26 protein-coding genes, 15 tRNA genes and 1 rRNA gene (1 of these 42 only partly in view) are annotated in these 26,665 nt (G+C 53.5%); 39 read left to right on the top strand and 3 right to left on the bottom strand.

Translation table 11 applies throughout. The annotated features are described in order from the left end of the window. From NST23_RS19515 to NST23_RS19440, 16 genes are all read left to right on the top strand, one after another. Nucleotides 1-925, top strand: a 23S ribosomal RNA gene (locus NST23_RS19515); it begins 2,003 nt to the left of the window's first position. Nucleotides 926-978: 53 nt separating this feature from the next. Continuing rightward, a tRNA-Asn gene (locus tag NST23_RS19510) sits at nucleotides 979-1,054 on the top strand. A 6-nt stretch (nucleotides 1,055-1,060) separates the two neighbouring features. Next, nucleotides 1,061-1,136, top strand: a tRNA-Thr gene (locus tag NST23_RS19505). Nucleotides 1,137-1,156: 20 nt separating this feature from the next. Continuing rightward, nucleotides 1,157-1,230, top strand: a tRNA-Glu gene (locus NST23_RS19500). Nucleotides 1,231-1,314: 84 nt separating this feature from the next. Next, nucleotides 1,315-1,390, top strand: a tRNA-Val gene (locus tag NST23_RS19495). A gap of 75 nt (nucleotides 1,391-1,465) precedes the next feature. Continuing rightward, nucleotides 1,466-1,542: transfer RNA gene (locus tag NST23_RS19490), tRNA-Met, on the top strand. Nucleotides 1,543-1,605: 63 nt separating this feature from the next. Next, nucleotides 1,606-1,682: transfer RNA gene (locus NST23_RS19485), tRNA-Asp, on the top strand. 99 nt (nucleotides 1,683-1,781) lie between these two features. Continuing rightward, nucleotides 1,782-1,857 (top strand) — tRNA-Thr (locus NST23_RS19480). 6 nt (nucleotides 1,858-1,863) lie between these two features. After that, a tRNA-Tyr gene (locus tag NST23_RS19475) sits at nucleotides 1,864-1,948 on the top strand. Nucleotides 1,949-1,954: 6 nt separating this feature from the next. Further along, nucleotides 1,955-2,030, top strand: a tRNA-Lys gene (locus NST23_RS19470). Nucleotides 2,031-2,049: 19 nt separating this feature from the next. Then, a tRNA-Leu gene (locus tag NST23_RS19465) sits at nucleotides 2,050-2,136 on the top strand. An 18-nt stretch (nucleotides 2,137-2,154) separates the two neighbouring features. Further along, nucleotides 2,155-2,230, top strand: a tRNA-Gly gene (locus NST23_RS19460). A gap of 150 nt (nucleotides 2,231-2,380) precedes the next feature. Next, nucleotides 2,381-2,454: transfer RNA gene (locus tag NST23_RS19455), tRNA-Arg, on the top strand. 36 nt (nucleotides 2,455-2,490) lie between these two features. Next, nucleotides 2,491-2,567 (top strand) — tRNA-Pro (locus NST23_RS19450). Between the two features lie 28 nt (nucleotides 2,568-2,595). Next, nucleotides 2,596-2,683, top strand: a tRNA-Leu gene (locus NST23_RS19445). 12 nt (nucleotides 2,684-2,695) lie between these two features. Next, nucleotides 2,696-2,769: transfer RNA gene (locus tag NST23_RS19440), tRNA-Gly, on the top strand. 435 nt (nucleotides 2,770-3,204) lie between these two features. On the opposite strand, the gene NST23_RS19435 is transcribed toward NST23_RS19440, so the two are convergent. After that, the gene (locus NST23_RS19435) at nucleotides 3,205-4,374 is read right to left on the bottom strand and encodes a sensor histidine kinase (RefSeq protein WP_122964759.1); all 1,170 of its coding nucleotides are present in this window, start codon (nucleotides 4,372-4,374) and stop codon (nucleotides 3,205-3,207) included. A 215-nt stretch (nucleotides 4,375-4,589) separates the two neighbouring features. Here NST23_RS19435 and NST23_RS19430 point away from each other — a divergent pair, with 215 nt between their 5' ends. The 13 genes from NST23_RS19430 to ytfJ all read left to right on the top strand — a co-directional run bounded on the left by NST23_RS19430 (nucleotide 4,590) and on the right by ytfJ (nucleotide 13,704). Beyond that, nucleotides 4,590-5,240, top strand: a complete 651-nt coding sequence (locus NST23_RS19430) for a TerC family protein (RefSeq protein ID WP_122964760.1) — start codon at nucleotides 4,590-4,592, stop codon at nucleotides 5,238-5,240. Between the two features lie 70 nt (nucleotides 5,241-5,310). Then, nucleotides 5,311-5,895 carry a YkoP family protein gene (locus NST23_RS19425; RefSeq protein WP_122964840.1) on the top strand — a complete coding sequence of 195 codons (585 nt, stop codon included), beginning with the start codon at nucleotides 5,311-5,313 and terminating at the stop codon, nucleotides 5,893-5,895. Beyond that, a complete protein-coding gene (locus NST23_RS19420; RefSeq protein WP_340964398.1) occupies nucleotides 5,895-7,049 on the top strand; it encodes an MGDG synthase family glycosyltransferase in 1,155 nt (384 codons plus the stop codon). Before NST23_RS19425 ends, NST23_RS19420 begins: the two co-directional genes overlap by 1 nt. 54 nt (nucleotides 7,050-7,103) lie before the next feature. Further along, nucleotides 7,104-7,304 carry an alpha/beta-type small acid-soluble spore protein gene (locus tag NST23_RS19415; RefSeq protein WP_063230695.1) on the top strand — a complete coding sequence of 67 codons (201 nt, stop codon included), beginning with the start codon at nucleotides 7,104-7,106 and terminating at the stop codon, nucleotides 7,302-7,304. Nucleotides 7,305-7,462: 158 nt separating this feature from the next. Beyond that, the gene (locus NST23_RS19410) at nucleotides 7,463-7,669 is read left to right on the top strand and encodes a DUF1657 domain-containing protein (RefSeq protein ID WP_063230694.1); all 207 of its coding nucleotides are present in this window, start codon (nucleotides 7,463-7,465) and stop codon (nucleotides 7,667-7,669) included. 78 nt (nucleotides 7,670-7,747) lie between these two features. Continuing rightward, nucleotides 7,748-8,608: a DUF421 domain-containing protein gene (locus NST23_RS19405; RefSeq protein WP_122964762.1), complete on the top strand. Its 861-nt coding sequence runs from the start codon at nucleotides 7,748-7,750 to the stop codon at nucleotides 8,606-8,608. 17 nt (nucleotides 8,609-8,625) lie between these two features. Beyond that, nucleotides 8,626-9,099: a stage V sporulation protein AC gene (gene spoVAC, locus NST23_RS19400; RefSeq protein ID WP_063230692.1), complete on the top strand. Its 474-nt coding sequence runs from the start codon at nucleotides 8,626-8,628 to the stop codon at nucleotides 9,097-9,099. A 3-nt stretch (nucleotides 9,100-9,102) separates the two neighbouring features. Next, entirely contained in the window at nucleotides 9,103-10,107 is a 1,005-nt protein-coding gene (gene spoVAD / locus NST23_RS19395; RefSeq protein ID WP_063230691.1) for a stage V sporulation protein AD, read from the top strand. A gap of 16 nt (nucleotides 10,108-10,123) precedes the next feature. Then, nucleotides 10,124-10,474 carry a stage V sporulation protein AE gene (gene spoVAE / locus NST23_RS19390; RefSeq protein ID WP_122964764.1) on the top strand — a complete coding sequence of 117 codons (351 nt, stop codon included), beginning with the start codon at nucleotides 10,124-10,126 and terminating at the stop codon, nucleotides 10,472-10,474. A 101-nt stretch (nucleotides 10,475-10,575) separates the two neighbouring features. Further along, nucleotides 10,576-11,223 carry a spore cortex-lytic enzyme gene (sleB, locus tag NST23_RS19385; RefSeq protein ID WP_122964765.1) on the top strand — a complete coding sequence of 216 codons (648 nt, stop codon included), beginning with the start codon at nucleotides 10,576-10,578 and terminating at the stop codon, nucleotides 11,221-11,223. 204 nt (nucleotides 11,224-11,427) lie between these two features. Beyond that, complete coding sequence (locus NST23_RS19380) at nucleotides 11,428-12,399, top strand: S-layer homology domain-containing protein (RefSeq protein WP_122964841.1); 972 nt, start codon at nucleotides 11,428-11,430, stop codon at nucleotides 12,397-12,399. Between the two features lie 65 nt (nucleotides 12,400-12,464). Then, nucleotides 12,465-13,130 (top strand): DUF2953 domain-containing protein, encoded by a 666-nt coding sequence (locus NST23_RS19375; protein ID WP_122964766.1) that lies wholly within the window; start codon nucleotides 12,465-12,467, stop codon nucleotides 13,128-13,130. 115 nt (nucleotides 13,131-13,245) lie between these two features. Next, nucleotides 13,246-13,704, top strand: a complete 459-nt coding sequence (gene ytfJ, locus NST23_RS19370) for a GerW family sporulation protein (protein ID WP_063230686.1) — start codon at nucleotides 13,246-13,248, stop codon at nucleotides 13,702-13,704. A gap of 66 nt (nucleotides 13,705-13,770) precedes the next feature. On the opposite strand, the gene fliD is transcribed toward ytfJ, so the two are convergent. Continuing rightward, nucleotides 13,771-15,030, bottom strand: coding sequence for a flagellar filament capping protein FliD (gene fliD, locus NST23_RS19365; protein WP_274874133.1), 1,260 nt, complete (start codon nucleotides 15,028-15,030; stop codon nucleotides 13,771-13,773). A 64-nt stretch (nucleotides 15,031-15,094) separates the two neighbouring features. Continuing rightward, the gene (pyc, locus tag NST23_RS19360; RefSeq protein WP_122964768.1) at nucleotides 15,095-18,541 is read right to left on the bottom strand and encodes a pyruvate carboxylase; all 3,447 of its coding nucleotides are present in this window, start codon (nucleotides 18,539-18,541) and stop codon (nucleotides 15,095-15,097) included. A 130-nt stretch (nucleotides 18,542-18,671) separates the two neighbouring features. Between pyc and NST23_RS19355 the strand changes: the two genes are divergently transcribed. From NST23_RS19355 to NST23_RS19310, 10 genes are all read left to right on the top strand, one after another. Beyond that, nucleotides 18,672-19,100 carry a gamma-glutamylcyclotransferase family protein gene (locus tag NST23_RS19355; protein WP_122964769.1) on the top strand — a complete coding sequence of 143 codons (429 nt, stop codon included), beginning with the start codon at nucleotides 18,672-18,674 and terminating at the stop codon, nucleotides 19,098-19,100. A gap of 48 nt (nucleotides 19,101-19,148) precedes the next feature. Continuing rightward, a complete protein-coding gene (locus NST23_RS19350) occupies nucleotides 19,149-19,682 on the top strand; it encodes a hypothetical protein (RefSeq protein WP_173597798.1) in 534 nt (177 codons plus the stop codon). A gap of 88 nt (nucleotides 19,683-19,770) precedes the next feature. Further along, nucleotides 19,771-20,292: a thiol peroxidase gene (gene tpx / locus NST23_RS19345; protein ID WP_122964771.1), complete on the top strand. Its 522-nt coding sequence runs from the start codon at nucleotides 19,771-19,773 to the stop codon at nucleotides 20,290-20,292. 217 nt (nucleotides 20,293-20,509) lie between these two features. Next, entirely contained in the window at nucleotides 20,510-21,148 is a 639-nt protein-coding gene (locus NST23_RS19340; protein ID WP_173597796.1) for a TetR/AcrR family transcriptional regulator, read from the top strand. Beyond that, nucleotides 21,145-21,843 (top strand): MBL fold metallo-hydrolase, encoded by a 699-nt coding sequence (locus NST23_RS19335; protein WP_281868016.1) that lies wholly within the window; start codon nucleotides 21,145-21,147, stop codon nucleotides 21,841-21,843. The genes NST23_RS19340 and NST23_RS19335 overlap by 4 nt, the downstream gene beginning before the upstream one ends. Nucleotides 21,844-22,001: 158 nt before the next feature. Next, nucleotides 22,002-22,490 (top strand): hypothetical protein, encoded by a 489-nt coding sequence (locus NST23_RS19330; protein ID WP_122964774.1) that lies wholly within the window; start codon nucleotides 22,002-22,004, stop codon nucleotides 22,488-22,490. Nucleotides 22,491-22,565: 75 nt separating this feature from the next. Then, nucleotides 22,566-23,480 (top strand): RluA family pseudouridine synthase, encoded by a 915-nt coding sequence (locus NST23_RS19325; RefSeq protein ID WP_122964775.1) that lies wholly within the window; start codon nucleotides 22,566-22,568, stop codon nucleotides 23,478-23,480. 281 nt (nucleotides 23,481-23,761) lie between these two features. After that, a complete protein-coding gene (locus tag NST23_RS19320) occupies nucleotides 23,762-24,697 on the top strand; it encodes a fumarylacetoacetate hydrolase family protein (protein WP_122964776.1) in 936 nt (311 codons plus the stop codon). A gap of 16 nt (nucleotides 24,698-24,713) precedes the next feature. After that, nucleotides 24,714-25,871, top strand: coding sequence for a homogentisate 1,2-dioxygenase (locus NST23_RS19315; protein WP_122964777.1), 1,158 nt, complete (start codon nucleotides 24,714-24,716; stop codon nucleotides 25,869-25,871). Between the two features lie 101 nt (nucleotides 25,872-25,972). Beyond that, nucleotides 25,973-26,599: a flavin reductase family protein gene (locus NST23_RS19310; RefSeq protein WP_122964778.1), complete on the top strand. Its 627-nt coding sequence runs from the start codon at nucleotides 25,973-25,975 to the stop codon at nucleotides 26,597-26,599. Nucleotides 26,600-26,665 lie beyond the last annotated feature (66 nt).

Raw genomic sequence — 26,665 nt, 5'->3', positions numbered from 1 at the left:
GTAACGACTTGGGCGCTGTCTCGGCAAGAGACCCGGTGAAATCATAATACCTGTGAAGATGCAGGTTACCCGCGACAAGACGGAAAGACCCCATGGAGCTTTACTGTAGCCTGGTATTGGAACTTTGTGCATCATGTACAGGATAGGTGGGAAGCTGAGAAGCAGGGGCGCCAGCCTCTGTGGAGCTGTCGGTGGGATACCACCCTTGATGTACGGAGTTTCTAACTCGTCGCCCTCATCGGGCGAGAGGACCATGCCAGGTGGGCAGTTTGACTGGGGCGGTCGCCTCCTAAAAGGTAACGGAGGCGCCCAAAGGTTCCCTCAGAATGGTCGGAAATCATTCGTAGAGTGTAAAGGCAGAAGGGAGCTTGACTGCGAGACCTACAAGTCGAGCAGGGACGAAAGTCGGGCTTAGTGATCCGGTGGTTCCGCATGGAAGGGCCATCGCTCAACGGATAAAAGCTACCCTGGGGATAACAGGCTTATCTCCCCCAAGAGTCCACATCGACGGGGAGGTTTGGCACCTCGATGTCGGCTCATCGCATCCTGGGGCTGAAGTAGGTCCCAAGGGTTGGGCTGTTCGCCCATTAAAGCGGTACGCGAGCTGGGTTCAGAACGTCGTGAGACAGTTCGGTCCCTATCTGTCGCGGGCGTAGGAAGTTTGAGGAGAGCTGTCCTTAGTACGAGAGGACCGGGATGGACGCACCGCTGGTGCACCAGTTGTCACGCCAGTGGCACAGCTGGGTAGCTATGTGCGGACGGGATAAGCGCTGAAAGCATCTAAGCGTGAAGCCCCCTCCAAGATGAGACTTCCCACAGCGCAAGCTGGTAAGACCCCTCATAGACGATGAGGTTGATAGGTTCGATGTGGAAGCGCGGTAACGCGTGGAGCTGACGAATACTAATCGGTCGAGGACTTATCCACACATGCTTAGCAATCATGCGTATTCAGTTTTGAAGGAATAAATCCTTCAACGTTCCTCGGTAGCTCAGTTGGTAGAGCAATCGGCTGTTAACCGATCGGTCGGCGGTTCGAGTCCGTCCCGAGGAGCCATATGATGCTCCTGTAGCTCAGTCGGTAGAGCGTTTCCATGGTAAGGAAGAGGTCGCAGGTTCGATTCCTGTCGGGAGCACCAGAAGTCATCCTAACAATCATGGCCCGTTGGTGAAGCGGTTTAACACAGCAGCCTTTCACGCTGTCATACAGGGGTTCGAATCCCCTACGGGTCACCTATACACCCAACTATTTGTTGGGGCTCTCGCAAAGTACTTGGTGTTGCTACAACGCAATCTCTTCACTTTGTGGGGGAGTACGGAGGCTTAGCTCAGCTGGGAGAGCATCTGCCTTACAAGCAGAGGGTCGGCGGTTCGATCCCGTCAGCCTCCACCATTTATAAATCAGCAGGACGGTCAGTTGAAACCCTCGCATTTTGTGGTGACACTGACACTTGGTTGTCCTAATCGTCGCGGGATGGAGCAGCTCGGTAGCTCGTCGGGCTCATAACCCGAAGGTCGCAGGTTCAAATCCTGCTCCCGCAACCAAATTTTCTCTTTGCCCAAGCGATCAACATTCGCACGCCTTACTGGGTTTAGATATAACAACATGGAGCTGTGGTGAAGTTGGAGTTCACGCCGGTCTGTCACACCGGAGGTCGCGGGTTCGAGTCCCGTCAGCTCCGCCATCTTTACAAGGTGGCCGTTTTCATGAAATGACAATATATTTTAATCAAACTAAAAAACATTGATCATTTTATGAAAGATATGCTATAATCAAATAGTATGCCGGTATAGCTCAATTGGTAGAGCACCTGACTTGTAATCAGGGGGTTGTGGGTTCAAGTCCTATTGCCGGCACCATTTACTGGGGAGATAGCGAAGTGGCTAAACGCGGCAGACTGTAAATCTGTTCCCTCCGGGTTCGGCGGTTCGAATCCGTCTCTCCCCACCAGTATTTGAGCCATTAGCTCAGTTGGTAGAGCATCTGACTTTTAATCAGAGGGTCGAAGGTTCGAGTCCTTCATGGCTCACCAGTTTTTACAAAATGGATAGGCGGTCGTGGCGGAATTGGCAGACGCGCTAGATTCAGGTTCTAGTGGTGGCAACACCGTGGAGGTTCAAGTCCTCTCGACCGCACCATATTTTCTTATCAAGCATGCGGACGTAGCTCAATTGGTAGAGCGTCGCCTTGCCAAGGCGAAGGTCGCGGGTTCGAGACCCGTCGTCCGCTCCATAGATGTTCTCGGGTCTCTCACCCGTTCCGGGTTTACCCTTGAAGAGCATCAATGAAGAGTGTCACGGGCACTTCAGATCTGGCTTGTCGGGCAGGAAATCGACGAAGCAGCGCCAGTAGAAGCGAGACCCGTCGTCCGCTTCATATCATGTGCCCTTAGCTCAGCTGGATAGAGCGTTTGACTACGAATCAAAAGGTCGGGAGTTCGAATCTCTCAGGGCACGCCTCTTTACCTTAAAAGGGAAGAGAAATAGCAAAGTCGGGAAGTAGCTCAGCTTGGTAGAGTACTTGGCTTGGGACCAAGGGGTCGCAGGTTCGAATCCTGTCTTCCCGACCATGATTTGCCTAACGATTCGTGAAAAGCTGCCGGGGTGGCGGAATGGGCAGACGCAACAGACTTAAAATCTGTCGGGAGTTTCTCCCGTACCGGTTCAAGTCCGGTCCTCGGCACCAAGTTCGTTCGATGCGGGTGTAGTTCAATGGTAGAACTCCAGCCTTCCAAGCTGGTCGCGTGGGTTCGATTCCCATCACCCGCTCCATATGTAAAAGCAGAGAGCTAAACGGCTCTCTGCTTTTTTCGTTATTCTCCCATCATCTCTATCCGCAAGCAACCGATCCAACAGAAAAAGACCTCGTGTGGCTGCGTCAGTCCAGCGTGCCAGAGGTCTTTTATTCGCGTAAGTATAAAAAACAAAAAGAAACAGAATCAGTCCGGGTTTCTTTCATCCGACGAGAGACGAATGAACGAAGCAGCAGGTTTAGTGCTTATGAACGTAAAAGCTTCAGAAAAACGATGTCGAAAGCTGTCTGACGGTTTCAGTGGTAGAAACATATGTTTTCGTGTACAGTAAGGCTAAGGTCGCTTACCGAACGTATAGGTAACGGATCTCTTGCATTGCCTCCTGATGACCAGGAGGCTTTTTTGTGTTCACAGAAGCGCGATTGACTTGACTATTATACTAACCCACCAGGATTCAGTTGGTCGCTTCCACAGGCTCTACAGCTTCTTCTACTGTTACGATCGGAAGCGATACGACGAAACGGGTGCGCTTCTCGTTGGAGTCGCAATGGATGGTGCCGTTGTGCTTCTCAATAATATTTTTACAGATGGACAAGCCAATGCCCGTCCCGTTTTGTTTGGTTGTAAAGAACGGTTGGAACAGAACCTCCACAATGTCGGGAGGAATCATTTCACCGTTGTTTTCCACACTTAAATAAAGCCAGCCATCCGAAGCAGTAGCGATAATGTGGACGTACTTGTCCGTTCGGTTTTGCACGGCGTCAATCGCATTGTTCAGCAAGTTGACGACAACCTGTTTCAAGCCTTCCTCATAACAAGCCAGAGAGCAGGGGTGGATTTGTTTTTCGAATCGTATGTTTTCTCCCAAAAGTCTCGGAGTAATCAGCGTTTCTACTTCAGCGAGCAGTTGCTCAACTTGGACAGTTTTGAAAATTTCATCGAGAATCGGTTTTTTGGAAAAGCTGAGAAAGCCGGTAATTTGCCGATGCAAGTTTTCAAATTCATGCATGACGACCTGAATGTACGTTTGCAATTGTGCCTGCTCCTGCGTCGACTCACTGATCAGTTTGAGAAAGCCTTCAATGGCACAGAGCGGATTGCGCAGCTCGTGAGCCATGTTGGCCGCGATTTTCCCCAGCATGGTCAGCTTGTCGTTGTGCAGGTAAGAAATCGTTTCTTCCTTTTGAACGAGCTCTTTGTTGATCATTTGCTCAAAATGATAGACAGCCCAAAAGACACTCTCGTCCATCGCTTTGCCCAGTTGCTTTTCCAGATAGTGCATGTCCTGGGGAGAGAGGGACCAATGTTGCAGTTCAGGCTGAAGCACACGCCAGAATACGTTTCGATACAACTGATACGTGCGCAAAATGGAGGAGAAGGGGAACTCCTGCGAACGCAGCCACTCTCCCATATCCAGTGCCCAGTTCTGCATGTCCTGGTCTACGTCTTCCACCAGATAACGGGCTAAGAGAACCGTTCGTTTCTCCGCAAAATCACGAGGAATTGTTACAGGGATTTCCATACTGCGAACAATTTCCTGCATCCATATCGTAGTAATTCTTGGAGCCAAGTCTAAAATTTTCCGTGAAACGTGCAATAAGTTAAGCGTCACAGTCTCCACCATCTCATTATCCACCCCACTAGAATCGTAAGGGAAAAAGGTAAGATTAGACAAGGTATAAATATCCCGATTTCGCGATAAAATGTTTTTTTGTGGAATTTTTTTGTTGACAAAATCCGCTGAAAACCGCCTTTTTTCGGAAAAATATTCAATCATAGGTCCGATTCTAGTCGCATAAAGTAGAATGGACAAACATTTCATGGACCAGGGAGGCAGGGATGGGAGAGCATTTTTGGCTGGGTCTGGTGCATATTTTCATGATTGATCTGGTACTGAGCAGCGACAATGCTGTCATCATAGGAATGGCCTGTCGGGGCTTGCCTTTACGGGAGCGAAGCCGTGCAATCATGTATGGAACGATTGGGGCTGTTGTATTGCGAATTGGCTTGACAGGCGTGATGACGTGGATGCTGGACATTCCGCTTGTAAAGGCGATCGGAGGGTTGCTGCTGCTCTGGATTGCCTGCAAGCTGATGCTGAGCAGCCACGACGAGACGACAGAGGTTGCGCACAATCAGACAATCGGCCAAGCGGTCAGAACGATTATATTAGCAGATTTTGTAATGAGTTTGGACAATGTTTTGGCGGTTGGCGGAGCCGCACATGGCGATATATGGCTGGTTTTGCTTGGACTGGGGATGAGCATCCCGCTGCTGATGTGGGGAAGCGTCTGGGTCGCGCGGCTGATGAACCGTTTCCCAGGTTTGGTCATCATCGGTGGCGGCGTGTTGGCGTTTACGGCTGTGGACATGTGTCTGGAAGACCCGTACGTGTGGAAATGGCTCAATCCGCTGATGTTGAATCACATGTGGCTTCCCGTGATTGCTGCCGCATTGATCATGCTGTGGGGGCGGATGAAAAGGGCCTGACCAGGTAATGAAAGGAAGCGGTAGTGGGGAATACTACAAAGTAAACATCGCTGGAAAGGAACCGTTGCATATGAACACAAATCTCTTGATGCTATGGGGATACTGGGATGAAATCTACCAACGGTGCACCAGACTTACCTATATTGAAAAAGGGAACAATATTTTTCGGGTCGTTCCCTTGCGTTATCGGGGTGAGTCTTTGCGTACGTCAGACGAGCGGATCATTCATGACGGCGATCTGATTTTGAAAATACATATTCACAACTACTACTTTGCCACTCTTTGCAGGGGCGTCAAAGACGAACTGAAAGTAGCCTTGTTATTGCGCAGGCATATTTTGCAATCCTTGCCGAGGCTGGCGGCTTTTCTGGAAGCGATGGAGGAACGGGAGCAAATCAAGGGAATCGTCGGCACAACCATGCTGCACAAAGGCGTGGCTCCTTTGGGCTTTTCCATTTCCGACGTACCGATGAGCTGGTTTTTCCGCTACAAGCGCTGGTATTTGCGACTCATGCTCAGAATCGTCCACCCGAACGGGAAAAAGCGCGTGCAGACGTGGAAGCAAGATATGCCGTTGAAGCGCGTCTACATGTCCAAGGAATTGCTCTTGGAGCGTTACGGCCAGAGCAAGCCGACGACAGGGGATGCCTTCTGATGGCCAAGCGCTTTTTGCTGGTCACGGAGGAATGGGCAGGCAGCGGACATCGAGTAGCGGCAGAGGCGATCCAGGAAGTATTGCAAAACATGGACGGCGCACAATCTGCGCGGGTGATCGGAGGCTTACAGACGGCCAGCCCGGGATTGCGGGTGCTGTCCCGTTTTTTTTATCTGAACATGCTGCGGTATGCGAAGCCGGTTTGGCACAAAATGTACGAGCAAGATGAGATGTGGGGAAGATCGTTATCCAAGCCGCTCGGCTGGTGGCTCTCGACAAGGCTGCTCCAGCGTGTTTTGCGTGCGGAGCAGCCGGACGTCGTGGTGGCGACACATGCTTACTGCCTGTCGGCGCTCGCCTATGCCAAGCAAAAGGCGGACAAGCCTTTTCAACTGGTGAGCGTCCCTACTGACTTTCATGTCAACCGCTTCTGGATACACCCGCAAATTGACGCTTATATGGTAGCGCATGAGCAGATGGCGGAAAGGCTGACGCATCGCTATCGCATTTCCGCTGAAAAAGTGCATGTTTGCGGCATCCCGATTCGCCGTGCTTTCCATTATGCTGCGAGTAAGACCAAGTCGGATTGGAAAAGTCAGCTCGGCATTGCCGTCGATCGATTTACGGTGCTGATTGGCGGCGGCGAGGGCGGATACGGCCAGATGGAAGAAGTGATTCGCACATTGGCAGAGGAAGAGGAGCCGTTACAGATTGTCGTCATCACGGGCAAAAATGCAAGTTTGCAAAAGCGGCTGGAGACCGTGGTTTCGCCGTGGAGCGAGCGGCACCGTTTTGTCGTGAAAGGCTACGAGGAGCGCATGTGGCAATGGATCGGGGCGGCAGATGCGTATGTGACCAAGCCGGGAGGAATCACTTGTGCGGAGGCGCTCGCTTTGCGGACGCCGCTCATTTTGCATCAGCCGTTGCCAGGGCAGGAGCAGTACAACAGTGCGTTTCTTACAGAGCAGCAAGCGGCGATTCTCGCTCGCTCTCCGCAGGAGATTCGCGAAGTCATTCGGGGCTTGTGCGGCTCTGGGCGCATGGGAGAGCTTGCCGCGCACATGGACAAGCTGCGGCGCCCGGAGGCAGCAGTTGAGATCGCACACGTCCTTTTTTCGCTGGAGTCTAAAATTGGAAACAAAAATCGCGAATGAACAAGGAAAACTTCACGCATATTAAACCTACCAACGACGAGGAGGTGATTACAGATGGCTAACAACAGATCCAGCAACAATCTGGTGGTTCCTCAAGCTAACCAAGCGCTGGACCAAATGAAGTACGAAATCGCTTCTGAATTCGGCGTTCAGCTTGGTCCGGACACCACTTCCCGTCAAAACGGTTCAGTTGGTGGCGAGATCACAAAACGTCTCGTTGCTTTCGCTGAACAACAATTGGCTGGCCGTGGCTAATTGCATAAGTGGATGAGGAGAGGCACCTGCGGGTGTCTTTCCTTTTTTTATGGGGAAAAAGTCGATGAAATGGAAAAACGTTACAGCCGACAAACCAAACTTAACCGCATATTTCCGCGGTACTGGCTGATTCTATATGTGTTGGGAGGTGATTGGCTATGACAGTTGGAGCACAGGTAAAACAGGCTCTTGCCAGCCTGAAAGGGGCACAGGCAGATTTGGAGTCGTTCGCTCTTAGCACGCAGAACAAGCAAGCAAAGCAATTGTACACGGATGCAGCTGCGCAGACGCAAACGATTGTGGACAACTTGCAACAGCGTGTTACCGAGTTGGAGAACGAAGAGCCACAGTACAAAGGCTTCTAGCCATGCTGCAAAACAAGAGGGAGAGACGCTCTCTCTCTTGGCTTTTCTTCAAGGGTCAACGGTTGATGGAGGTGGAGCATGCCTGACTGGTTAAATATTTTGCTGCGTTCCATAGGAGCGTTGGCGTACTTGTTCCTTCTTACCAAAATTATTGGCAAGCGGCAAATCAAGCAGCTTACGTTCATTGAATACATCGTCGGGATTACGATTGGCTCGATTGCAGCCTTCATGGCAACGGAGATGGACGGGCCTGTTTTTCACAGTTTGATTTCCATGGGTGTGTTTGCGATTTTCCCCGTTTTGATGGAATGGGTATCGCTGAAAAGCAAGGTGATGCGCGACTTGTTCGAAGGCAAGTCAACCGTGCTGATCAAAGAAGGGAAAATCATGGAGGACAACCTGAAAAGGGAGCGGCTGACGGCAGAAGATTTAATGGAGCAGCTTCGAATCAAAAACGTGTTTCGGGTGGCAGACGTCGAATTTGCGCTCATGGAGACAAACGGGGAACTGAGTGTACTGCTGAAGTCGGAAAACCAGCCTCTGACGGCTCAACAGTTGGAGCTGACGGTGCCGCCAGCAGAAGAAGGCCAGGTCGTCATCATGGATGGGGTGATCATGGACGAGCCGTTGGCAACGGCGGGCTACAACCGCAGATGGGTACGCACGCAGCTGCAAAAAGCGGGTGTGGCGCTGGAAAATGTGTTTCTCGCCCAGGTAGACAAAGGAGGCGAGCTGTACCTCGATCTGTATGACGACAAGATACAGGTTCCGGCTCCGCAGGCAACGAAGCTGACTTTTGCGACTCTGAAAAAATGCCAGGCTGATCTGGAGCTGTTTGCTCTCGGGACAAAAAACGAGACAGCCAAACAGACGTATCAGCGCGACGCCGAACAATTGCAGACGATCATCGACCAGGTCAAGCCATTTTTAATACGGTAAAAAGGAGTGAGAGAAGAATGGCCGATCAAAAAAAGAAGAATTTAACCCCCGTGCAGCAGGAGTATCAGCAGTTGGCGATGCGACATGAGCCGAAGCGACCTCTCGTGCGCAATTTTTTCCGCGCCTTTATCGTGGGCGGCGTCATCTGCCTGATTGGTCAGGGGATTACCGAGCTGTTCATCCGCTACTTTGACTTTACCGAGAAAACGGCGGGAAACCCGACTGTCGCGGTTCTGATTCTGCTCTCGGCGCTTTTGACGGGACTGGGCGTGTACGACCGGATCGCCCAATGGGCCGGGGCGGGCACCAGTGTTCCGGTGACCGGATTTGCCAACTCGATTACCTCAGCCGCCATTGAGCACCGCAGCGAAGGATTGGTGCTTGGGGTAGGGGGAAACATGTTCAAGCTCGCAGGTTCTGTGATTGTGTTTGGTGTTGCTGCCGCATTTGTCATCGGCTTGATTAAAACATTGATTACGATGGGAGGGTGACACATGCGCCAGGGTCATCAGTCGTGGGTGTTTCCTTCCAGGCCGGTCATTCTCGGCCACGCTGCCATCGGCGGGCCATTTGAGGCTCAGGGGCCGTTGGCCGAGGATTTTGATACGCTGCACGGAGACTTGATGATAGGACAGGAGAGCTGGGAGAAGGCGGAGAAAGTGCTGCTGGAAGAGGCGTGCTCCAAAGCGATCGAAAAGGCGAATCTGACGAAGGAGCAGATCAACTTTTTACTGGCGGGCGATCTGATGAACCAGATCATCTCGGCAAGCTTTTCCGCAAGGACGTTGGCGATTCCGTTTCTCGGGATTTTCGGGGCTTGCTCGACAGCGATGGAAGGCTTGGCGCTCGCTGCGCAATTGGTAGACAGCCAATCTGCGGATTGCGTGCTTGCGGCAACCTCCAGCCATAATGGAGCGGCGGAGAAGCAGTATCGGTACCCGACAGAGTACGGCTCGCAGAAGCCGCCTACGGCACAGTGGACCGTTACCGGAGCGGGAGCAGCAGTCGTCGGCAAGCAAGGCCAGGGGCTGCACATTGCAGGGGCGACGATTGGACGGGTTGTAGACATGGGGATGACTGACCCGTTCAACATGGGGGCAGCCATGGCTCCGGCAGCGCTGACGACGATCGAATCGCATTTTCGTGACTTTCAGTTGCCACACGACTATTACGATCTGGTCGTGACGGGTGACTTGGGAAAAGTCGGCCACGCGATTTTGTCGGAATTGCTGCCGAAGCATAATGTCATGGTTCCGCTGCAACGCTACGTCGATTGCGGGAAGCTGATCTACGGCGACAATCCGAACGTCTGGTCGGGCGGGAGCGGATGTGGCTGCATTGCGACGGTCACCTACGGACATTTGCTGCGGAGAATGAAGGCAGGCGAATGGAAGCGGATGCTGCTGGTTGCCACAGGTGCGCTGTTATCGCCTATTTCGTACCAGCAAGGAGAGAGCATCCCGTGTATCGCGCACGCAGTAGCCATAGAGTCCGAGTAACCTGGAGAGTGATAGCATGACGTTTTTATGGGCATTTCTCGTAGGCGGGATCATCTGTGTCATCGGGCAATTCCTCATGGATGTGGTCAAGCTGACCCCCGCTCATACGATGTCGTCCCTCGTTGTCGCAGGTGCCGTCCTGGATGGCTTCGGGCTGTATGAGCCGCTGGTTCAGTTCGCGGGAGCAGGTGCGACCGTCCCGATTACGAGCTTTGGCAACGCGCTCGTTCACGGGGCGATGGCCGAAGCGGAGCAGCATGGGGTGATCGGCGTTGTGACCGGCATTTTTGAGGTGACCAGTGCAGGGATATCCGCTGCCATTGTGTTTGGCTTTTTGATGGCGCTTATCTTCCGGCCCAAAGGATAAAGTCGGCAAAAGCGAGTCAGATGTTACCTCTGCTGCCAAAATGCTTGAATTGAACCTACTTTCGCCAGCGGGTAGAATGGTGGCGTTAGGAGGGGATGTTCATGTCATGGCAGAAAAAAACATTGACGACCCTGCTCGCGGCGATGCTTGCCGTCGCGTTTGTCTTCCCTGCCGAATCTTACGCGGCATCGCTTGTAAAGCGCGGCAGCGAGAGCGGGGATGTGTGGGACTTGCAGTATCGCCTGCAAATATTGGGGTACTATCAGGACAAGCTGGATGGCAGTTTTGGGGCGAACACGGCTCAGGCGGTGCGCCAGTTTCAAAAAGCATACGGTCTGCCAGCCGATGGGATCGCTGGTGAAAATACATGGCGTTCACTGAAAAAAGTGTCGGTCAATCAGAACGAGATGCAAATGCTCGCTCAGCTCGTCTATTCGGAAGCGCGGGGCGAAAGCTTCAAGGGGCAAGTAGCGGTTGCGGCCGTCGCCCTGAATCGTCTTCAGTCCAAAGACTTCCCGAATACGCTCAAGGGCGTCATTTTCGAGCCGTACGCTTTTACCGCAGTCGATGATGGACAGTACTGGTTGAGCCCCAACAAGACGGCTTACCGGGCAGCGTGGGAAGCAGTGCGGGGCTGGGACCCAACCAATGGTGCCCTCTATTACTTCAACCCGGCGACCGCCACGTCCAAATGGATTTGGTCGCGTCCGCAAGTGGTGCAAATCGGCAAGCACATTTTTGCCAAGTGACGAAGAGAAGCGACGTAACAGACTCTTGTTTTTCCGCGACAGCCAGCGGAAAGCAAGAGTCTTTTTTCCTGAAAAGCCCCAATGCGCGTCGTTCGCGCCTGGCGGGAAGGGACAGGAAACTGGGAAGAATTGTCCCTTGTTTTCACGAAATGTTTCGATAAAATGAAACGAAACGGCTTCGAATCTTTTTTCTGGAGGATGATGATGAGGAAACAGATGATCCTGGCCTCGCTGGCAGCCTTGCTGGTCATTGGCGCGCCGGTTGCAGAGGCAAAGACAAACGAGACGAGCAGTACACCGTACACAGACATTGCAGAGCATTGGGCCAAAAAGGAAATTGAAACATTATACATAGCGGGAGTCATTGGCGATACCGAGTCGTTTCGGCCAGATGATCCGATTACGCGCGGGGAACTGGTAACGATGTTTGTCAAGGCAAAAGGGATAGAGCCAGGCACAGCGAGCCAGTCGCCGTTTGCTGACATTCCGTCAGACAGTTGGATGGCACCATATGCGGAAACTGCCTATCGCCTTGGAATCGTCCATGGCACCAAACAAGGAAGCCAAGTATTTTTGAAACCGGAGGAGCTTGTTACGAGAGAGGAGCTTGCTTCGATTTTGATTCGAACGATGGGCGATAGCGGTGTCGTCAATCAGCTCAAATGGTCGACGACGGTTCAGACGTTGGCCAAATACCCGGATGGGCGCAGCGTGGATGAAGGTTACCAGCGTCCGCTCGTGTACGCCTTGGAAAAAGGCTTGATGGGCGCCTATGGCGACGGTACGCTGAAGCCGAAAAACCGGATGACGAGAGCGGAAGCAGCCACGTATGCGGCCGTGCACCTCGTCAGCGGCCAAGCTTCCAAAAGCGGGCAGCAGCTGTTCAACGGGACGGCCTACAAGCAGGCGCTGACCGTGCAGACGACCGCCTACAGCAACCCGAACCAGCCGATCCTGTCGTATTTGGAGTATCCGCTCCGTGAAGGTGTCGTCGCTGTCGATCCGTCCGTCATTCCGCTCGGCAGCCATCTGTACATCGATGGTTACGGCTACGCAGTTGCCGCAGACATTGGCGGTGCCGTTAAGCAGCGTCACGTCGACTTGTATTTGCCGACCTTGCAGGAAGCCGAAAACTACGGCATGAAGCAGGGCGTCAAAGTATACGTGCTGGATTAACATATCGTCACGGACATATTTCCTGCTCTTTCCACTCATACTAACGTGGAAAGGGTGGGATTTTTTTGTGGGCCTGGGTATTTCTCGGATTGCTTGTCTTATTGCTGCTGCTTGTGATGACCCCAGTAAAAATCAGTTGCTATTATCATCGAAAAGAGGAAGACGATCAACTGGAAGTGGAGCTTGAGGCGTGGCATGGCCTTTTTTCCCGAAAATACGAGTTGCCGATTTTGCTGTTCAAAGTGTCCCCGGCAGGCCCGGAGCTGGTGGCAAAGGTGGAGACGATCGAGCAAGGAAGCAAGGTGCAGGAAAAAATCAAAGACTTTACCCGCCGCCAAGTAAAAAGATGGTATCACAACTATCGGGAGCTGGTCGATCGCGTACGGGATTTGCTGCCGCTGATCCGCGACTTGTGCAAGCAGATTCACTGCACCAAGCTGGAATGGCATACGTTGCTCGGCACAGGGCAGGCTGCGGAAACAGGAGCCATCACCGGAGTGATCTGGGGCGTGAAAAGCTTGATTGTCGGGGTGTTGTCACACTCGATCTCGCTGCGGACGATGCCTGCGATGAGCGTCCAGCCCGTGTGGAATGATGCGGTGATCCAGACAACGTTTCGCTGTGTCTTTCGCTTTTACTTGGGGCACTTTCTGTTTTCGCTGCTGAAAATTGCCTGGCGGATCAGGAAAACAGGCCAGCGCAAATGGCATACAAGCCCATCGCAAGCATGAACCAGCACAAAAAAACGTGACGCTTTCCGTCATGTAGCCGCGTTCCTGTACATGCTCTGAAATTGTTGGGGGAATGTTAATAGATGAGACATGCAGGAAGGAGGAGCAGCTTACTATGGCAGACCACCCGATTCAGGGCCTCATGAGAACAGCGATGGAAAATCTCAAGCAAATGGTGGACGTGAACACGATTATTGGCGATCCTGTCGAGACGCCGGATGGCAGTGTGATTCTCCCTATCTCCAAAGTGGGATTCGGCTTTGCTGCTGGGGGTAGCGAATTTCACTACGACCAGCATCACCAGGGAATCGATGGACATCCGTTTGGCGGCGGTAGCGGGGGCGGTGTCTCGATTACACCCGTGGCCTTTTTGGTCGTCGGAAAACAAGGAATACGCTCCATACCGCTAGAAAATACGACGCATCTGTACGATCGGATTCTCGACTCCGTTCCGCAGTTTGTGGACAAGATGCAGTCGCTTTTTAAAAAGCACGACGAGATGCCTGTTCAGTCCCATCCGGGAAGGAAGAGGGTAGACGATCACGACTTGGAAGAGTTGATGGACCGGGGTTAAAAAATGAAAACAGGTATGCGCCTATTACGGGGCATACCTGTTTTTTGCTTTCATCAGCACACTTCTCTACCACAATTGGTTGAGGAACAAGCCTGTTTGCGCCACGTAGCGGTAGTTCATTCCCGAAGCGGAAGTGTTGTAGTACGGATTGGCCGAGGTTGCGGCTGCGTAGGCTTGGGAGAACGAGCCAAACGGCTTGCTCTGCACCTTGACGACCTCTTCGCGAATCGCGCGGGAGAGGCGAGTCATTTCGTCGACAAAGCCGGAAACATGCGCAGAAGTGGCTTCACGCCAAACTTGCTCATCGAAGGACAACAATCCATCTTTGCGAAAGCCAAGCCCGTAACGGTCGAGTGTTCCTCTGGACGCTCGGGTTACGTGTGCGAACGGATCAAGCTTTTGCGATGACAAGGCAGATGCCTGCTCTGTCAAAAAGTCGTGCAACTGGTTGTAGCGGTTGACGAACGCGTGCGTCTTTTGCAAAAGCCGATCGTAGTCAGGCGCAATCTCGATGACAATGTCTGTAGCTGTTGTTTGAAGCATGGAGACTTGTACGGCATCGTTCGTGAGCCAAACGTGGTTGGAGGGGCTTGAATCCCGCCTTCCATTCCACACAAACACAGCGTCAGCGGCGCTTGTCGTCGCGCGGTCAAGGCCGAGCACACGGATCGTATTTCCGCTCACATCCTGCAAGGCAAAAGACTCGCCGGCTCCTGTTTTGCGCGAAGAAACGCTCAACGCTACATACTGCCCTTCGTATTTCTGGCGGACATCTACAGGAAGCGAGCTGTTGCGCAGTGCTTCCGCAGCGGAACGCAGGCTGTCTGCGTGAGTGTCATTGCCATGCGAATAATAGGAAAAGAACTCCTCTTGCTCCCCCTGCCGCAGGCTAAACTGCTGCGGGCCTTCTGTGACAAGCGTCGGGAAGTCATCCGGCAATGCTGTGCCTGTGTTGGTCTGTCCACGCGCCAAGGAGCCGATGGACAGACGGTGCGTGCCGTTCGTTGCTCGCGGACCGGGTTTGACAGCTGCCGCCTCCGGTTGAGAGGAGACGACAGCGCGCTGATTGATGGCACTTTCCGGTCGCGCGGGGTCAAACTCTTGGGCAGCTTGATCCAGGTCAGCAAAACAGCGGTACAGGCGGGACAAGGAATCGGAGAGATCAGCCTTCCACTGTTGCTGCCGGGTATAGTAAGGCTGCAGACTATATCCGAAAATCGGCTCGACAGGAGAGCTGAGCTTCGCCTGAACCATTTGAAAATGATAGCGGCCGACTCGGGAGCTGTAAGGAATTTGGCTGACTCGGTCCAATTTCAAGTCGATCACCTCACCACGAACAATTGGATTTCGATGGAAACCATCGTCTGTTACTCTCCATTATAGACGATGACTACTCCATTTCAATGAGCAGATCGCCAGTTTCGATCGCTTCGCCCGCTTTTACGTAAACGGCTTTGACTTTTCCGTCCTGCGGTGCCTGGATGGTCGTCTCCATTTTCATCGCTTCGCTGACGAGAAGGTGTTCGCCTTTGCGGACTTTGTCGCCCTCCGCCACGAGTACCTTCAATACTTTGCCTGGCATGGAAGCACCGAGGTGAGCGGAATTTTGCGAGTCTGCTTTTCTGCGGATCGTCTCCGAGACTTTTGCCGACTGATCGCGGACGAAGATTTCCCGCGGCTGACCGTTCAGCTCGAAGTAAATGATGCGGCGGCCATCCGGATGAAGCTCGCCGACAGCAACCAGCTTGATGATCAACGTTTTTCCACGCTCAATCGTGATGGCTGTTTCCTCGCCGGGACGTAGGCCGTAGAAGAACGTCGACGTGTTCAGGACAGACAGATCGCCGTATTCTTTCAGGCGCTGGTCAAATTGCAAGTAAACCTGCGGATACATGATGTACGAGAGCACATCCAACTCGCTCGGCTCGCGGCCGATTTTTTCTGCCAGCTCCGATGTCACCTGGGCGAAGTCGATCGGCGCAAGCAACTCTCCAGGACGAGCTGTAAAGGCATCGCGGCCTTTCAGCACGAGTTCTTGCAGCTTTTTCGGGAAGCCGCCTGGCGGTTGACCCAGATAGCCTTGGAAAAACTGAATGACGGAATCAGGGAAGTCGAGGCGTTCGCCTTTCTCCCAAATATTTTCTTCGTTCAGGTTGTTTTGCACCATGAACAAGGCCAGATCGCCGACGACTTTCGAAGACGGAGTGACTTTGACGATATCCCCGCACATTTGGTTGACGACGGCGTACATGTGCTTGACTTCGTCCCAACGGCCTTCCAAGCCGACAGCTTTTGCCTGCTGCTCCAGATTGGTGTACTGACCGCCTGGCATTTCATGCACGTATACTTCGGTATTGCTCGCTTTCATGCCGCTTTCAAAGCCTTGGTAGTACGGTCTGACATCTTCCCAGTAATCGGACAGCTTGTTGAACGAATCAAGCGACAAACCCGTCTCGCGTTCGGTATGGGCGAGGCTCGCGATCAATCCGTTGAGGCTTGGCTGCGAGGTCAAGCCCGACATGGAGCTGACGCACGCGTCGACGATATCGACTCCTGCTTCGACGGCTTTGAGCAGCATGGCCGCACCGTTGCCAGACGTATCGTGCGTGTGCAGGTGAATCGGAATGCCGATTTCCTGTTTCAAGGCGCGAACCAGCTCGTAAGCGGCGTAAGGCTTCAGCAATCCGGCCATATCCTTGATCGCCAAAATGTGCGCGCCTGCTTTTTCCAGTTCTTTCGCCAGGTTGACGTAGTAGGACAGCGTGTATTTCGTTTTGCTCGGGTCGAGGATGTCGCCTGTGTAGCAAATCGCCGCTTCCGCCACCTTGCCTGTTTCGCGCACGGCGTCGATGGCCGTCTGCATGCCTGGCAGCCAGTTCAGGCTGTCGAAGATGCGGAAGACATCAATGCCGTTTTCCGCCGAAGCCTTGACGAACGCATGGATGACGTTGTCCGGGTAGTTCGTGTAGCCAACCCCGTTTGCCCCGCGCAAAAGCATCTGGAACAGCACATTCGGGATGCGCTGGCGCAAAATCTGCAGCCGCTCCCAAGGCGATTCCTGCAAAAAGCGCATGGAGGTGTCAAACGTAGCGCCGCCCCACATTTCCAAAGAGAACAGTCCCGAGCCAAGCTTGCCCGTCGCTTCGGCAATCGACGCGAGGTCGTACGTGCGCACGCGCGTGGCAAACAGCGACTGGTGGGCATCGCGGAATGTCGTATCGGTTACGAGCACCTGCTTTTGCTCCTGAATCCAGCGAACCAGGCCATCCGCTCCGTCTTTGTCCAAAATTTGCTTTGTTCCATCCGGGTACGGTTGGGTAAACGGTGTGCGCGGAATGCGCGGCGAGTCAAAGTGCGGCTTTTTGTCCGGCTTTGCCATGCCCGGATAGCCGTTGACAATCGTATTGCCGATGTACGATAGTAATTTGGAACCCCTGTCCTGACGGCCGGGGAACACGAACAGTTCCGGTTTTGTATCAATGAAGGAGGTGTCGTAGTTGCCGCTGAGGAAATCAGGGTGTGTGACGACATTCTCCAGGAAAGGCAAGTTGGTTTTCACACCGCGGATGCGGAACTCCCGCAGCGTACGCAGCATTTTGCGCGCAGCTTGATCAAAGCTGGTTCCGTACGTGGAGATTTTCACCAGCAAGGAGTCGTAGAACGGTGTAATAATCGCGCCAGGGTAGCCGTTTCCGCCGTCGAGCCGGACGCCGAAGCCGCCGCCGGAACGCCAGGCTGACAGACGGCCCGCGTCTGGCAGGAAGTTGTTTTCTGCATCTTCTGTCGTTACGCGACACTGGATCGCATAGCCGCTCATTTGAATCTGGGACTGCGAGGCGATCCCGATTTCCGGATCGGAGAGGGCGTGTCCTTCCGCGACGCGAATTTGCGACTGCACGATATCGATGCCGGTAATCAGCTCGGTGATCGTATGTTCCACTTGAATCCGCGGATTGACTTCAATAAAATAAAAGCGCTTGTCCGGCGTGAGCAAAAACTCGACCGTCCCTGCGTTGGAATAGCCAGCTTTTTTCATCAGGGTGAGAGCTGCCTGGCAAATTTCTTCGCGCAGGCTATCGTCGAGAGAAAGGCTTGGCGCCACTTCGACCACTTTTTGATGGCGTCGTTGCACCGAGCAATCGCGTTCGAACAAGTGCACGATGTTTCCGTGGTTGTCGCCGAGAATTTGCACTTCGATATGCTTTGGCTGCTCCAGATAGCGCTCCAGGTATACTTTGGCGTTGCCGAAGGAGGAACGCGCTTCTGAACGGGCGCGATCAAGCGAGTCTTGCAGCTCGTCCTGGCTGCGGACGATGCGCATCCCGCGACCGCCACCGCCGGAGACGCCTTTGATGATGATCGGATAGCCGTATTCCTTGGCGAACAGCAGGGCCTCCTGCAAAGTCTCAATCGGCTCCGGCGTGCCTGGAATGACCGGGATTTGTGCTTCGATGGCAAGCTTTCTCGCTTCGACCTTGTCTCCGAATTTCTCGATCAACTCGGAAGAAGGACCGATGAAAATAATTCCTTCCTCCTGGCAGCGTTTGGCGAAATCGGCGTTTTCGGCGAGGAATCCATAGCCGGGGTGGATCGCATCGATATCGTTGCGCTTGGCGATCTCGATGATGCTGTCGATGTCCAGGTAAGCTTCGATCGGGCCTTTTCCGGCACCGACCAAATAGGACTCGTCCGCTTTGAAACGATGAATCGAGACGTTGTCTTGCTCAGAGTAAATCGCTACAGTACGGATGCCCAGCTCGGTAGCCGCACGGAAAATGCGAATCGCAATTTCTCCGCGGTTTGCTACCAGCAGCCGATTAATCTTTCTCTTTTCCAAATTTCTCTCCCCCTTTGTCTCTTTGAGAGACATGAAAAAATTATATATAGCATAAATATACAAAATTTTCGTGATACAAGACACCCTTTTTTCTTTTACAACATAAGCCAACTGACTGGAGTGAATCGTTTTGCCAAAGCAACTGCCTGTTTTCGTCTATGGCACATTATTGTCCGGCTTTCATAATGACAGCGGTTATATCAAACCGTTTTCGCATACCAAAACAAGGGCGACGATCAAGGGGGAAATCTATCATTTGCCAGAAGGCTACCCCGGCTTGCTCATGACAGACGCGGGAGAAGTGGCAGGCGAGATCGTCGATTTTGCCCCTGAGGTGTACGAAAAGGCGCTGGCTGGTCTCGACGAGCTGGAAACCTACTACGGCGAGGGAGACTCGCGAAACGAGTACGAGCGGATTCCCGTAACAGCCTGTGTCCGAGAGACTGGGCAAGAGGTAGAGGTGTACGTTTACCGCTATTTGGATGAAGCCTATGTGAAGCGGGTCGGGACCAGAGTGGAGCACGGAGACTGGCGCGCCTTCATGGAGCGGGCTGAATAGCAGAGGCGCGTTTTGCCAAAACTGGTAGGGAAAAGGAGGGACCCTGCCATGGAATTGATGAACGCGAAACCTGCGCAAATCTGGCGCTTGCTTATTCCGCAAAGCTTTTGGATGTTCACGGAGGAAGTTCCCGAGGATGAGCTGATCTTTCACTATCGCGACCATATTTACTTCGTGAATCAGGATGGCTCGGTATTGGCGCTGCCCAAGCCGGCCTGCTTTGACATGCTGGATATGGGCACGCTGCTGGAATGTCTGGCGACGTCCGACGATACGATTGACTTTGACGACGAGGGCGAGTTTGACTACGGATTTGTCCTGAAGCAGATGGGCTACATCGTCCCGGTCAGGGAGAAGCGGGAAAAGGCTACGTATCAGATCGAGATTTTCAATACGGCACTGCCAAAGGCACACGCTACGCGCTACGAGATGAAGCATGTCGATTTTGGCTTCGCGCTTTACCATGCGCTGATGCGTTGCCACGAGCTGAACGCGAAAACAGACTGGGAGTATGAGCACGAAGTGAAGCGCATCGTCAAGGTGGATGCCAAAGCTTCCGGGAAAGTGCAAGTGAATCTGTAATTTCTACTATTGGCATAGTGAAAAAAAGTGAATGATAGGGTATGATAAATGAGGTACATATGAAAGTATTGGTGAGGAGGAAGAAATCATGACAACTGCTGTTGAGCGTCAAGGCGCATTTGTTTTCAAAGGGGGTCCTGTTACCCTGCTCGGTCCGGAAATCAAAGTGGGAGATACTGCTCCTAACTTCACCGTAGTAGGCGGCGACCTGTCCCCTGTAACTCTGGACGATTCCAAAGGAACCGTTCGCATCATCTCCGTAATCCCATCCATCGACACAGGTGTTTGCGACGCGCAAACTCGTCGTTTCAACGAAGAGGCTGCCGGTCTGGAAGGCGTAACAGTTCTGACTGTTTCCGTTGACCTGCCATTCGCGCAAAACCGCTGGTGCGGTGCTGCTGGCATCGACAAAGTGAAAACTGTATCCGACCACAAAGACCTGTCCTTCGGTACAGCTTACGGCGTAGCGATCAAGGAATTTCGTCTGCTGTCCCGCGCTGTATTCGTAATCGATGCAAATGACAAAGTGGTTCATGCGGAGTATGTGGCTGCTGCTGGTGAGCATCCAAACTACGAAGCGGCAATCGCTGCTGCAAAAGCTGCGAAGTAAGCTTTTTCGCAAGCAATCTGCTGAGAGTCAGACCCCCTTTTCGTCTATGGAGACGAGGAGGGGGTTTTTGTTTTGGATTGTTTTGTCCAGGCGGCGCCTGTTTTTTGGGGAGCTGCAAAAATGTGTTGACGATTTTAGTAACCAATGGTTATATTATAACCAATGGTTACTAACCACTGGTTATTTTGTTCGGTGGAAGTCAGGAGTGGAGTCTTGCATGGCAAGCAGACAGGAAGTGCGATCAGAGGAAACGAAGCGGGCGATTCTCGCGGCCGCGACACAACTTTTCGCGGAGCGGGGCTTCGAGGCCGTCTCGATTCGGGAAATCGCCAAGGCGGCAGGCTGTTCACATACGACGCTCTACATTTATTTCAAAGACAAGGAAGCGCTTCTGCATCAGCTTTCCAAAGGGCCGCTGCAAACGTTGGCACAGGAAATGGAAGCTGCGCTTGCGGATGAAAAGCGGTCATCCGAGGAAAAACTGCGTGAAATCAGTCGCCAGTTCATCCGCTTTTGCCTGGGGAATCGCAACATGTACACGCTGTTTTTCATGATCAAAGCATCGCGCATAGACGAAGAAGAGCCGGAACAAGAGCTTCAAGCGCTGCGCACGCACTTGTTCGGGCTGTTGAGAAAAGCCGTGTTGCTCTGCTTGCCGCCTGAGGTCGGGGAAGAGGAAGCTTTGGCGTATGCACGGATTTATTTTTATACGTTGCACGGCATCGTCGGGACGTATACCCATTCGGAGGAATCGCTGGAAGAGTTGCTAGGCAGATTGGCGCCGACGTTCGATCTGGCTGTGGACGTCATCCTCGCGGGCAGCAAACAAACGATGACAAGGAGTGGTGAAAAATGAAGATCGAGCAAATCTCCAAGCACATCTGGTGCATTCGCAGCTGGATGTTGATTCCGGTTCGTGTCTGGGCGGTGGTAGAAGAGGACGGCGTGACGCTGGTTGATGCGGGGATGCCGTTCATGGCAAAAGGCATTGCGGCGTTTCTGCAAAAACAGGGAGTAGGGCCATTGAAGCAAATTTTGTTGACGCACGGCCATTCCGATCACGTAGGAGCCGTCAAGCGGCTGGTGGAAACGATGCCCGTTCCGGTGTATGCCCATCGGATCGAGATTCCGTACATGGAAGGCAGAGAGCTGTATCCGCGCCGCAAAAAGCTGGAAAAGAACGTTCAGCCGGGCCTGGCGAAGCCGCTCGCGGAAACAGAGGACGGAGGACTGGCTGCGATCGCTGGACTCAAGCCGTACCTCACGCCAGGGCATTCACCTGGTCACGTCGTCTACTACCACGAGCAAGATCGCGTCCTGCTGGCAGGTGATCTGTTTACCTCCAAGCGGGGAAAACTGCACCGCCCGATGCCGATGTTTACGGCCGACATGACAGAAGCGGTGAAAAGCAGCCGAATCGTGCGAGAGTTGAACCCGCTTCGGCTGGAAGTATGTCACGGCCAGGCGGTACACAATCCCGCCGAGCAGCTCGATGCGTACCTGGCGGAAATGTCCCGTGCCTTTTCCATCCCGGCGAGTGTGTGGCAGTAGGAAGCCGGGCTTTATGAGGGCGTCAGCTGTTTGCTCATCAAGACGCTGCGATAGTTGGTTTCCTTCCACTGTACGTGTTCGATAAAGCGATAGCACAAATTGCCAGGAGCGGTTGAAACGAACCGCTCTTTTTCGCGTCTCATAATAGAGGTGATTGGATGAAAAAGGTAGAAAAGATAGCCCCGCTGTACATGGCAGCTGTCTTGCTGCTGACAGGCTGTCAGCTTGGCATGCTCAATCAGTCGTCTTTTCAAGAGCTGGCCCAACCGCCCGCGCCTGTCATCGCGTGGAAAGGCAAAACAGCCGTGACGGTTCCGACCTCATACTGCTGGAACTACGAAAACGAGGGTGTCTGCATGGATATGGCCGCTCCGCCGGAAGTGATTGGGGAACAAAAGCCCAAGCCGTTGCAAGTGAATCCCGGCGCCATGCTAACCGTTACATATTCGCCGCCGCCCACGACGGAGTCTCTTACGGTCGCGCAATGGATCGGCTCGAAGCGGATCGAACAGCTCCTTGAAAACGGAAACCAATGGAAGGCTCCCGAGCAGCCGGGCTGGTATTTGTTTGACGTTCGCGGGCAGTGGAGCCAAGGCGATGCGGGACATGCTTTTGTGATTGAGGTCAGGGAAAATCGCCCGCTTTAACCTCGCAAAGGTTGTCTACTCACCGGGACTTTTTGCTATACTGGACAACAGGGAAAATCCCAAAGGAGAGACAACATGCAGGAAGAATTGATACGCTTTACAGCGGATGAGATAGATGCAGGACAAACGGTGCGGGATGTGCTGCAAAAGCGTTACGGTGTGTCGCGCCGCTTGCTGATCCGTGCCAAATTCAAAGGAACGATTACGCGCAACGGAGTCCTCGTGTTCGTGAATGAAAAGCTGCAAGCCGGAGACGAAGTGGCTGTCATGGTCGAAGAAGAAACAGAAGAGACGGTAGCTCCTGAGGAAATGCCGCTCTGCATTCGTTATGAGGACGACGATTTGCTGGTCATCGCCAAGCCGGCTGGACTGGTCGTGCACCCGACAGGCAACCATCCGTCAGGTACGCTTGCCAACGGGGTGATTGCCTATTGGAAAAAGCGGGGCGAAGCGCGGCGGTTTCGCGCAGTCAACCGCCTGGACAAAGATACGTCAGGCTTGATGATTGTCGCCAAAAACCAGTGGGCGCACGAGCAGTTCAGCCGCATGCAGCAAGAGCGGACGCTCCAGCGCTTTTATCAGGCGATTGCCGAAGGGATCGTTGCGAACGATGCAGGCACGATTGATTCGCCAATCGGGCTTGCGGAAAATTCGTTTATCACGAGGCAAATCCGGCCAGACGGTCAATCGGCTGTTACGCATTATCGGGTACTGGCTCGCGGTGAGGGCATGACGTTGCTGGAGCTGAAGCTGGAGACAGGCCGTACGCATCAGATTCGGGTACATATGCAAAGCGTCGGTCATCCGCTTGCAGGCGACGACCTTTACCTGGGCGGACGGGAGCATATCGGAAGACAGGCGCTTCACGCGGCAAGACTGTCTTTTGTTCACCCGCGCAGCAACGAGCCTATGGAATTTGCCGAGCCATTGCCAGCGGATATGCAGCAATTGCTGCGAACGTTTTTCCCGGAACGGCCTGCGGGCAGCTAGAAAGAAGTCGCAAAAAAATTCGGCAAATTTCTGTGGAAAGCAGAAAGCGTTTTCGATATGATAGAAGAAACAAACAAATAAGCTGTGGAAACAGCTGGTTGTCTGCGGGGAAAAATCCCGCAAGATTTTTTTCGGTAGCAGACAGACCCAGCTTGCGCCTGACGCACGTTTCGGAGCTTTTGACAAGATACAGGGACACCCCTTTCCTTTGTCATGCACCGATTTGAGCGAACGGGGGCGAGCTGGGTTTTTTTGTGCAACAAAAGGAAGGAGGGAAGCGCATGAAACTGGTTTCCTATCGACAAATCGACAGGGGAGCGTGGCGCGCCGGACTGCTTGCGGAAGGCAAAATCACAGACATCGCGCAGGCGCTGCCGGGCGCACCCGATACGCTGCTGGGATTGTTGGAACAGTGGGAGGAATGGAAAGGGCGTTTGCTGACGCTTGCGCAAAGCGCAGACGTGCAAGCAACGGGTCTGGCCACAGAGGACGTGTTCCTCGGCTCGCCATTGCCGCGCCCGGCGAGCTTTCGCGATTTTTACGCCTTTGAAGCGCATGTGAAGACAGCCCGGGCACGGCGCGGACTGGATATGATTCCCGAGTGGTATCGGTTCCCGGTCTTTTACTTTTCCAATGCAGCAGCCTTTTTGGGGCCGGACGCGAGCATCCAGCAGCCAAAAGCGACAGAATGGCTCGACTATGAACTGGAAGTCGCGTGCGTGATTGGCAAGGCAGGGGCAGATATTCCGCCAGAGCGTGCCCACGAGCATATAGCAGGCTTTTGCATCCTCAACGATTGGAGTGCCCGCGACATTCAGCGTGAAGAGGTCAAGGTCGGGCTTGGGCCAGCAAAAGGCAAAGACTTCGCTACTTCGATGGGGCCGTGGCTCGTTACGCCGGAAGAGCTGGAGGATGTACGAGTAGCGGGAGCAAAAGGCGAGCGCTACGATCTGACGATGGTGGCGCGGGTGAACGGCGTGGAGTATTCCCGCGGCAATTTGCTCGACATCCACTATACGTTTGCGGAAATGATCGCCAGGGCCTCGCAAGATTGCATGCTGTATCCGGGCGATGTCATCGGTTCCGGGACAGTGGGCACTGGCTGCATTCTGGAGCTGGGGCCGGAGCAATACGGATGGCTCAAGCCGGGCGACGTGGTAGAGCTTGAAGTAGAGCGCCTGGGCGTGCTCAGAAATACGATCAGCGAATCACGATAATAGAGGGGGAAGCAGGATGGCTTTTTATCACCGCATGGGAGAATTGCCGCAAAAACGGCACACGACTTTTTACAAACCGGACGGCCAGCTGTACCGCGAGCAAGTAATGGGAACGAAAGGGTTCTCTGGCATCCAGTCGATTTTGTACCATCACAACCCGCCGACGCAAGTGCGCGAGACGCGCAAATATGCGGATGTGCGCTTGGAATTTGTAGAGCAGGCGGATTTGAAGCACCAGCATTTCAAAACGTTTGACCTGGCACAAGGAGGCGATCCGGTTTTTGGCCGCCGCTACTTGCTGGGGAACAGCGATGTAGTCATGGGCGTTTGTTCGCCGACAGAGCCGATGGATTACTTTTACCGCAATGCAGACGGCGACGAAGTCGTGTTTGTGCACGAGGGAGAGGGCGAGCTGCAAACGATCTTCGGCACGATTACCTACCGTCCCGGAGATTATTTGGTCATTCCGATCGGCACGACGTATCGGATCGTGCCCAGTGTGCAGAGCCGCTTTTTGGTGATTGAATCGCAAAACGAAATCGTCCCTCCGAAGCGCTATCGCAACGAGCACGGTCAATTGTTGGAACATTCCCCTTTTTGCGAACGGGACATTCGCGTACCGGAAAAGCTGGTGACACACGTAGAGAGCGGCCAGTTCGAAGTGCGCGTCAAGCGCCAATCCGTTGTCTACAGCTACTTTTTCGACTTCCATCCGTTTGACGTCGTAGGCTGGGATGGCTACTTGTATCCGTACGCGCTGAGTGTTCACGATTTTGAGCCGATTACCGGGCGCATCCATCAGCCGCCTCCGGTGCATCAGACGTTTGCCGGACAAAATTTTGTCATCTGCTCGTTCGTGCCGCGGATGTACGACTACCATCCGCAGGCGATCCCCGCTCCGTACTACCACAGTAATGTGGAGAGCGACGAGGTGTTATACTATGTGGATGGCAACTTCATGAGCCGAAAAGGCGTATACGAAGGATCGATCACACTGCACCCGATGGGCATTCCGCACGGGCCGCACCCGGGCAAAATCGAGGCGAGCATCGGCAAAAAGGAAACGATGGAGCTGGCGGTCATGCTGGATACGTTCCAGCCGCTTTACGTCACAAAAGAAGCGTTGGCAGTGGAGGACGAAGCGTACATGTCGAGCTGGCTGCCGTCCGAGTGAACACAAAAGCGGCCGTGAGCGTTACGGTTGATCGCAAGTGGTCGCATCACTTACCATAAATAACGTCGAGACGTTTTTCGCGTAAAAAAGGCGGGATCACGATGGAAATCAGGATTGACGAGTTACAAAGGCAGGAGAAGTACAAACTGTTGATCGGCTGCATCATTCCCCGGCCTATCGCCTGGGTGACTTCGCAGGATGGCAACGGTGTCATCAACGCCGCTCCTTTCAGCTATTTCAATGTGGCGAGCATCGAGCCGATGATGGTGTCTGTCGCTGTCATGCGCAAGCCGGGCAGCGTCCGCAAAGATACGGCGCAAAACATCGTGGAGACGGGCGAGTTTGTCGTCAACATGGTGGATGTTCACAATGTGGACGCCGTCAACCAGACATCTGCCGACTATCCGCCACAAGTGAGCGAGGTCGACGCACTCGGCCTTGCCGTTGCTCCTTCGTCGGTTGTTGCGGTTCCAAGACTTTTGGCATCGCGGATTCATTTTGAATGCAAGCTGCACCAGGTCGTCGAGTTGGGAAGTCCGACTACATCCGACCTGATCATCGGGGAAGTTGTGCACGTACATGTAGCCGACGAGCTGTATCACGCCGGGCGAATTGACGCCCATGCCTTCGCACCCGTAAGCAGGCTGGCAGGGCATACGTATGCCACTTTGGGAGATTTGTTTGACCGCCCGCGTCCCGTCTACGAGCCTGACCCTGCATCCAAGTAATCGCGCTTGTAGACAGAGAAAAACCGTTCCGGCAGGCAGCTGGAACGGTTTTTGGCGTTCTCTTGT

Origin of the sequence: Brevibacillus sp. FSL K6-0770 (assembly GCF_038000275.1) — a bacterium.
In the GTDB taxonomy this organism is placed as follows: domain Bacteria; phylum Bacillota; class Bacilli; order Brevibacillales; family Brevibacillaceae; genus Brevibacillus; species Brevibacillus parabrevis.
Note: the sequence above shows the minus strand (reverse complement) of the source record. Positions and strands in the feature narration are given on the sequence as shown.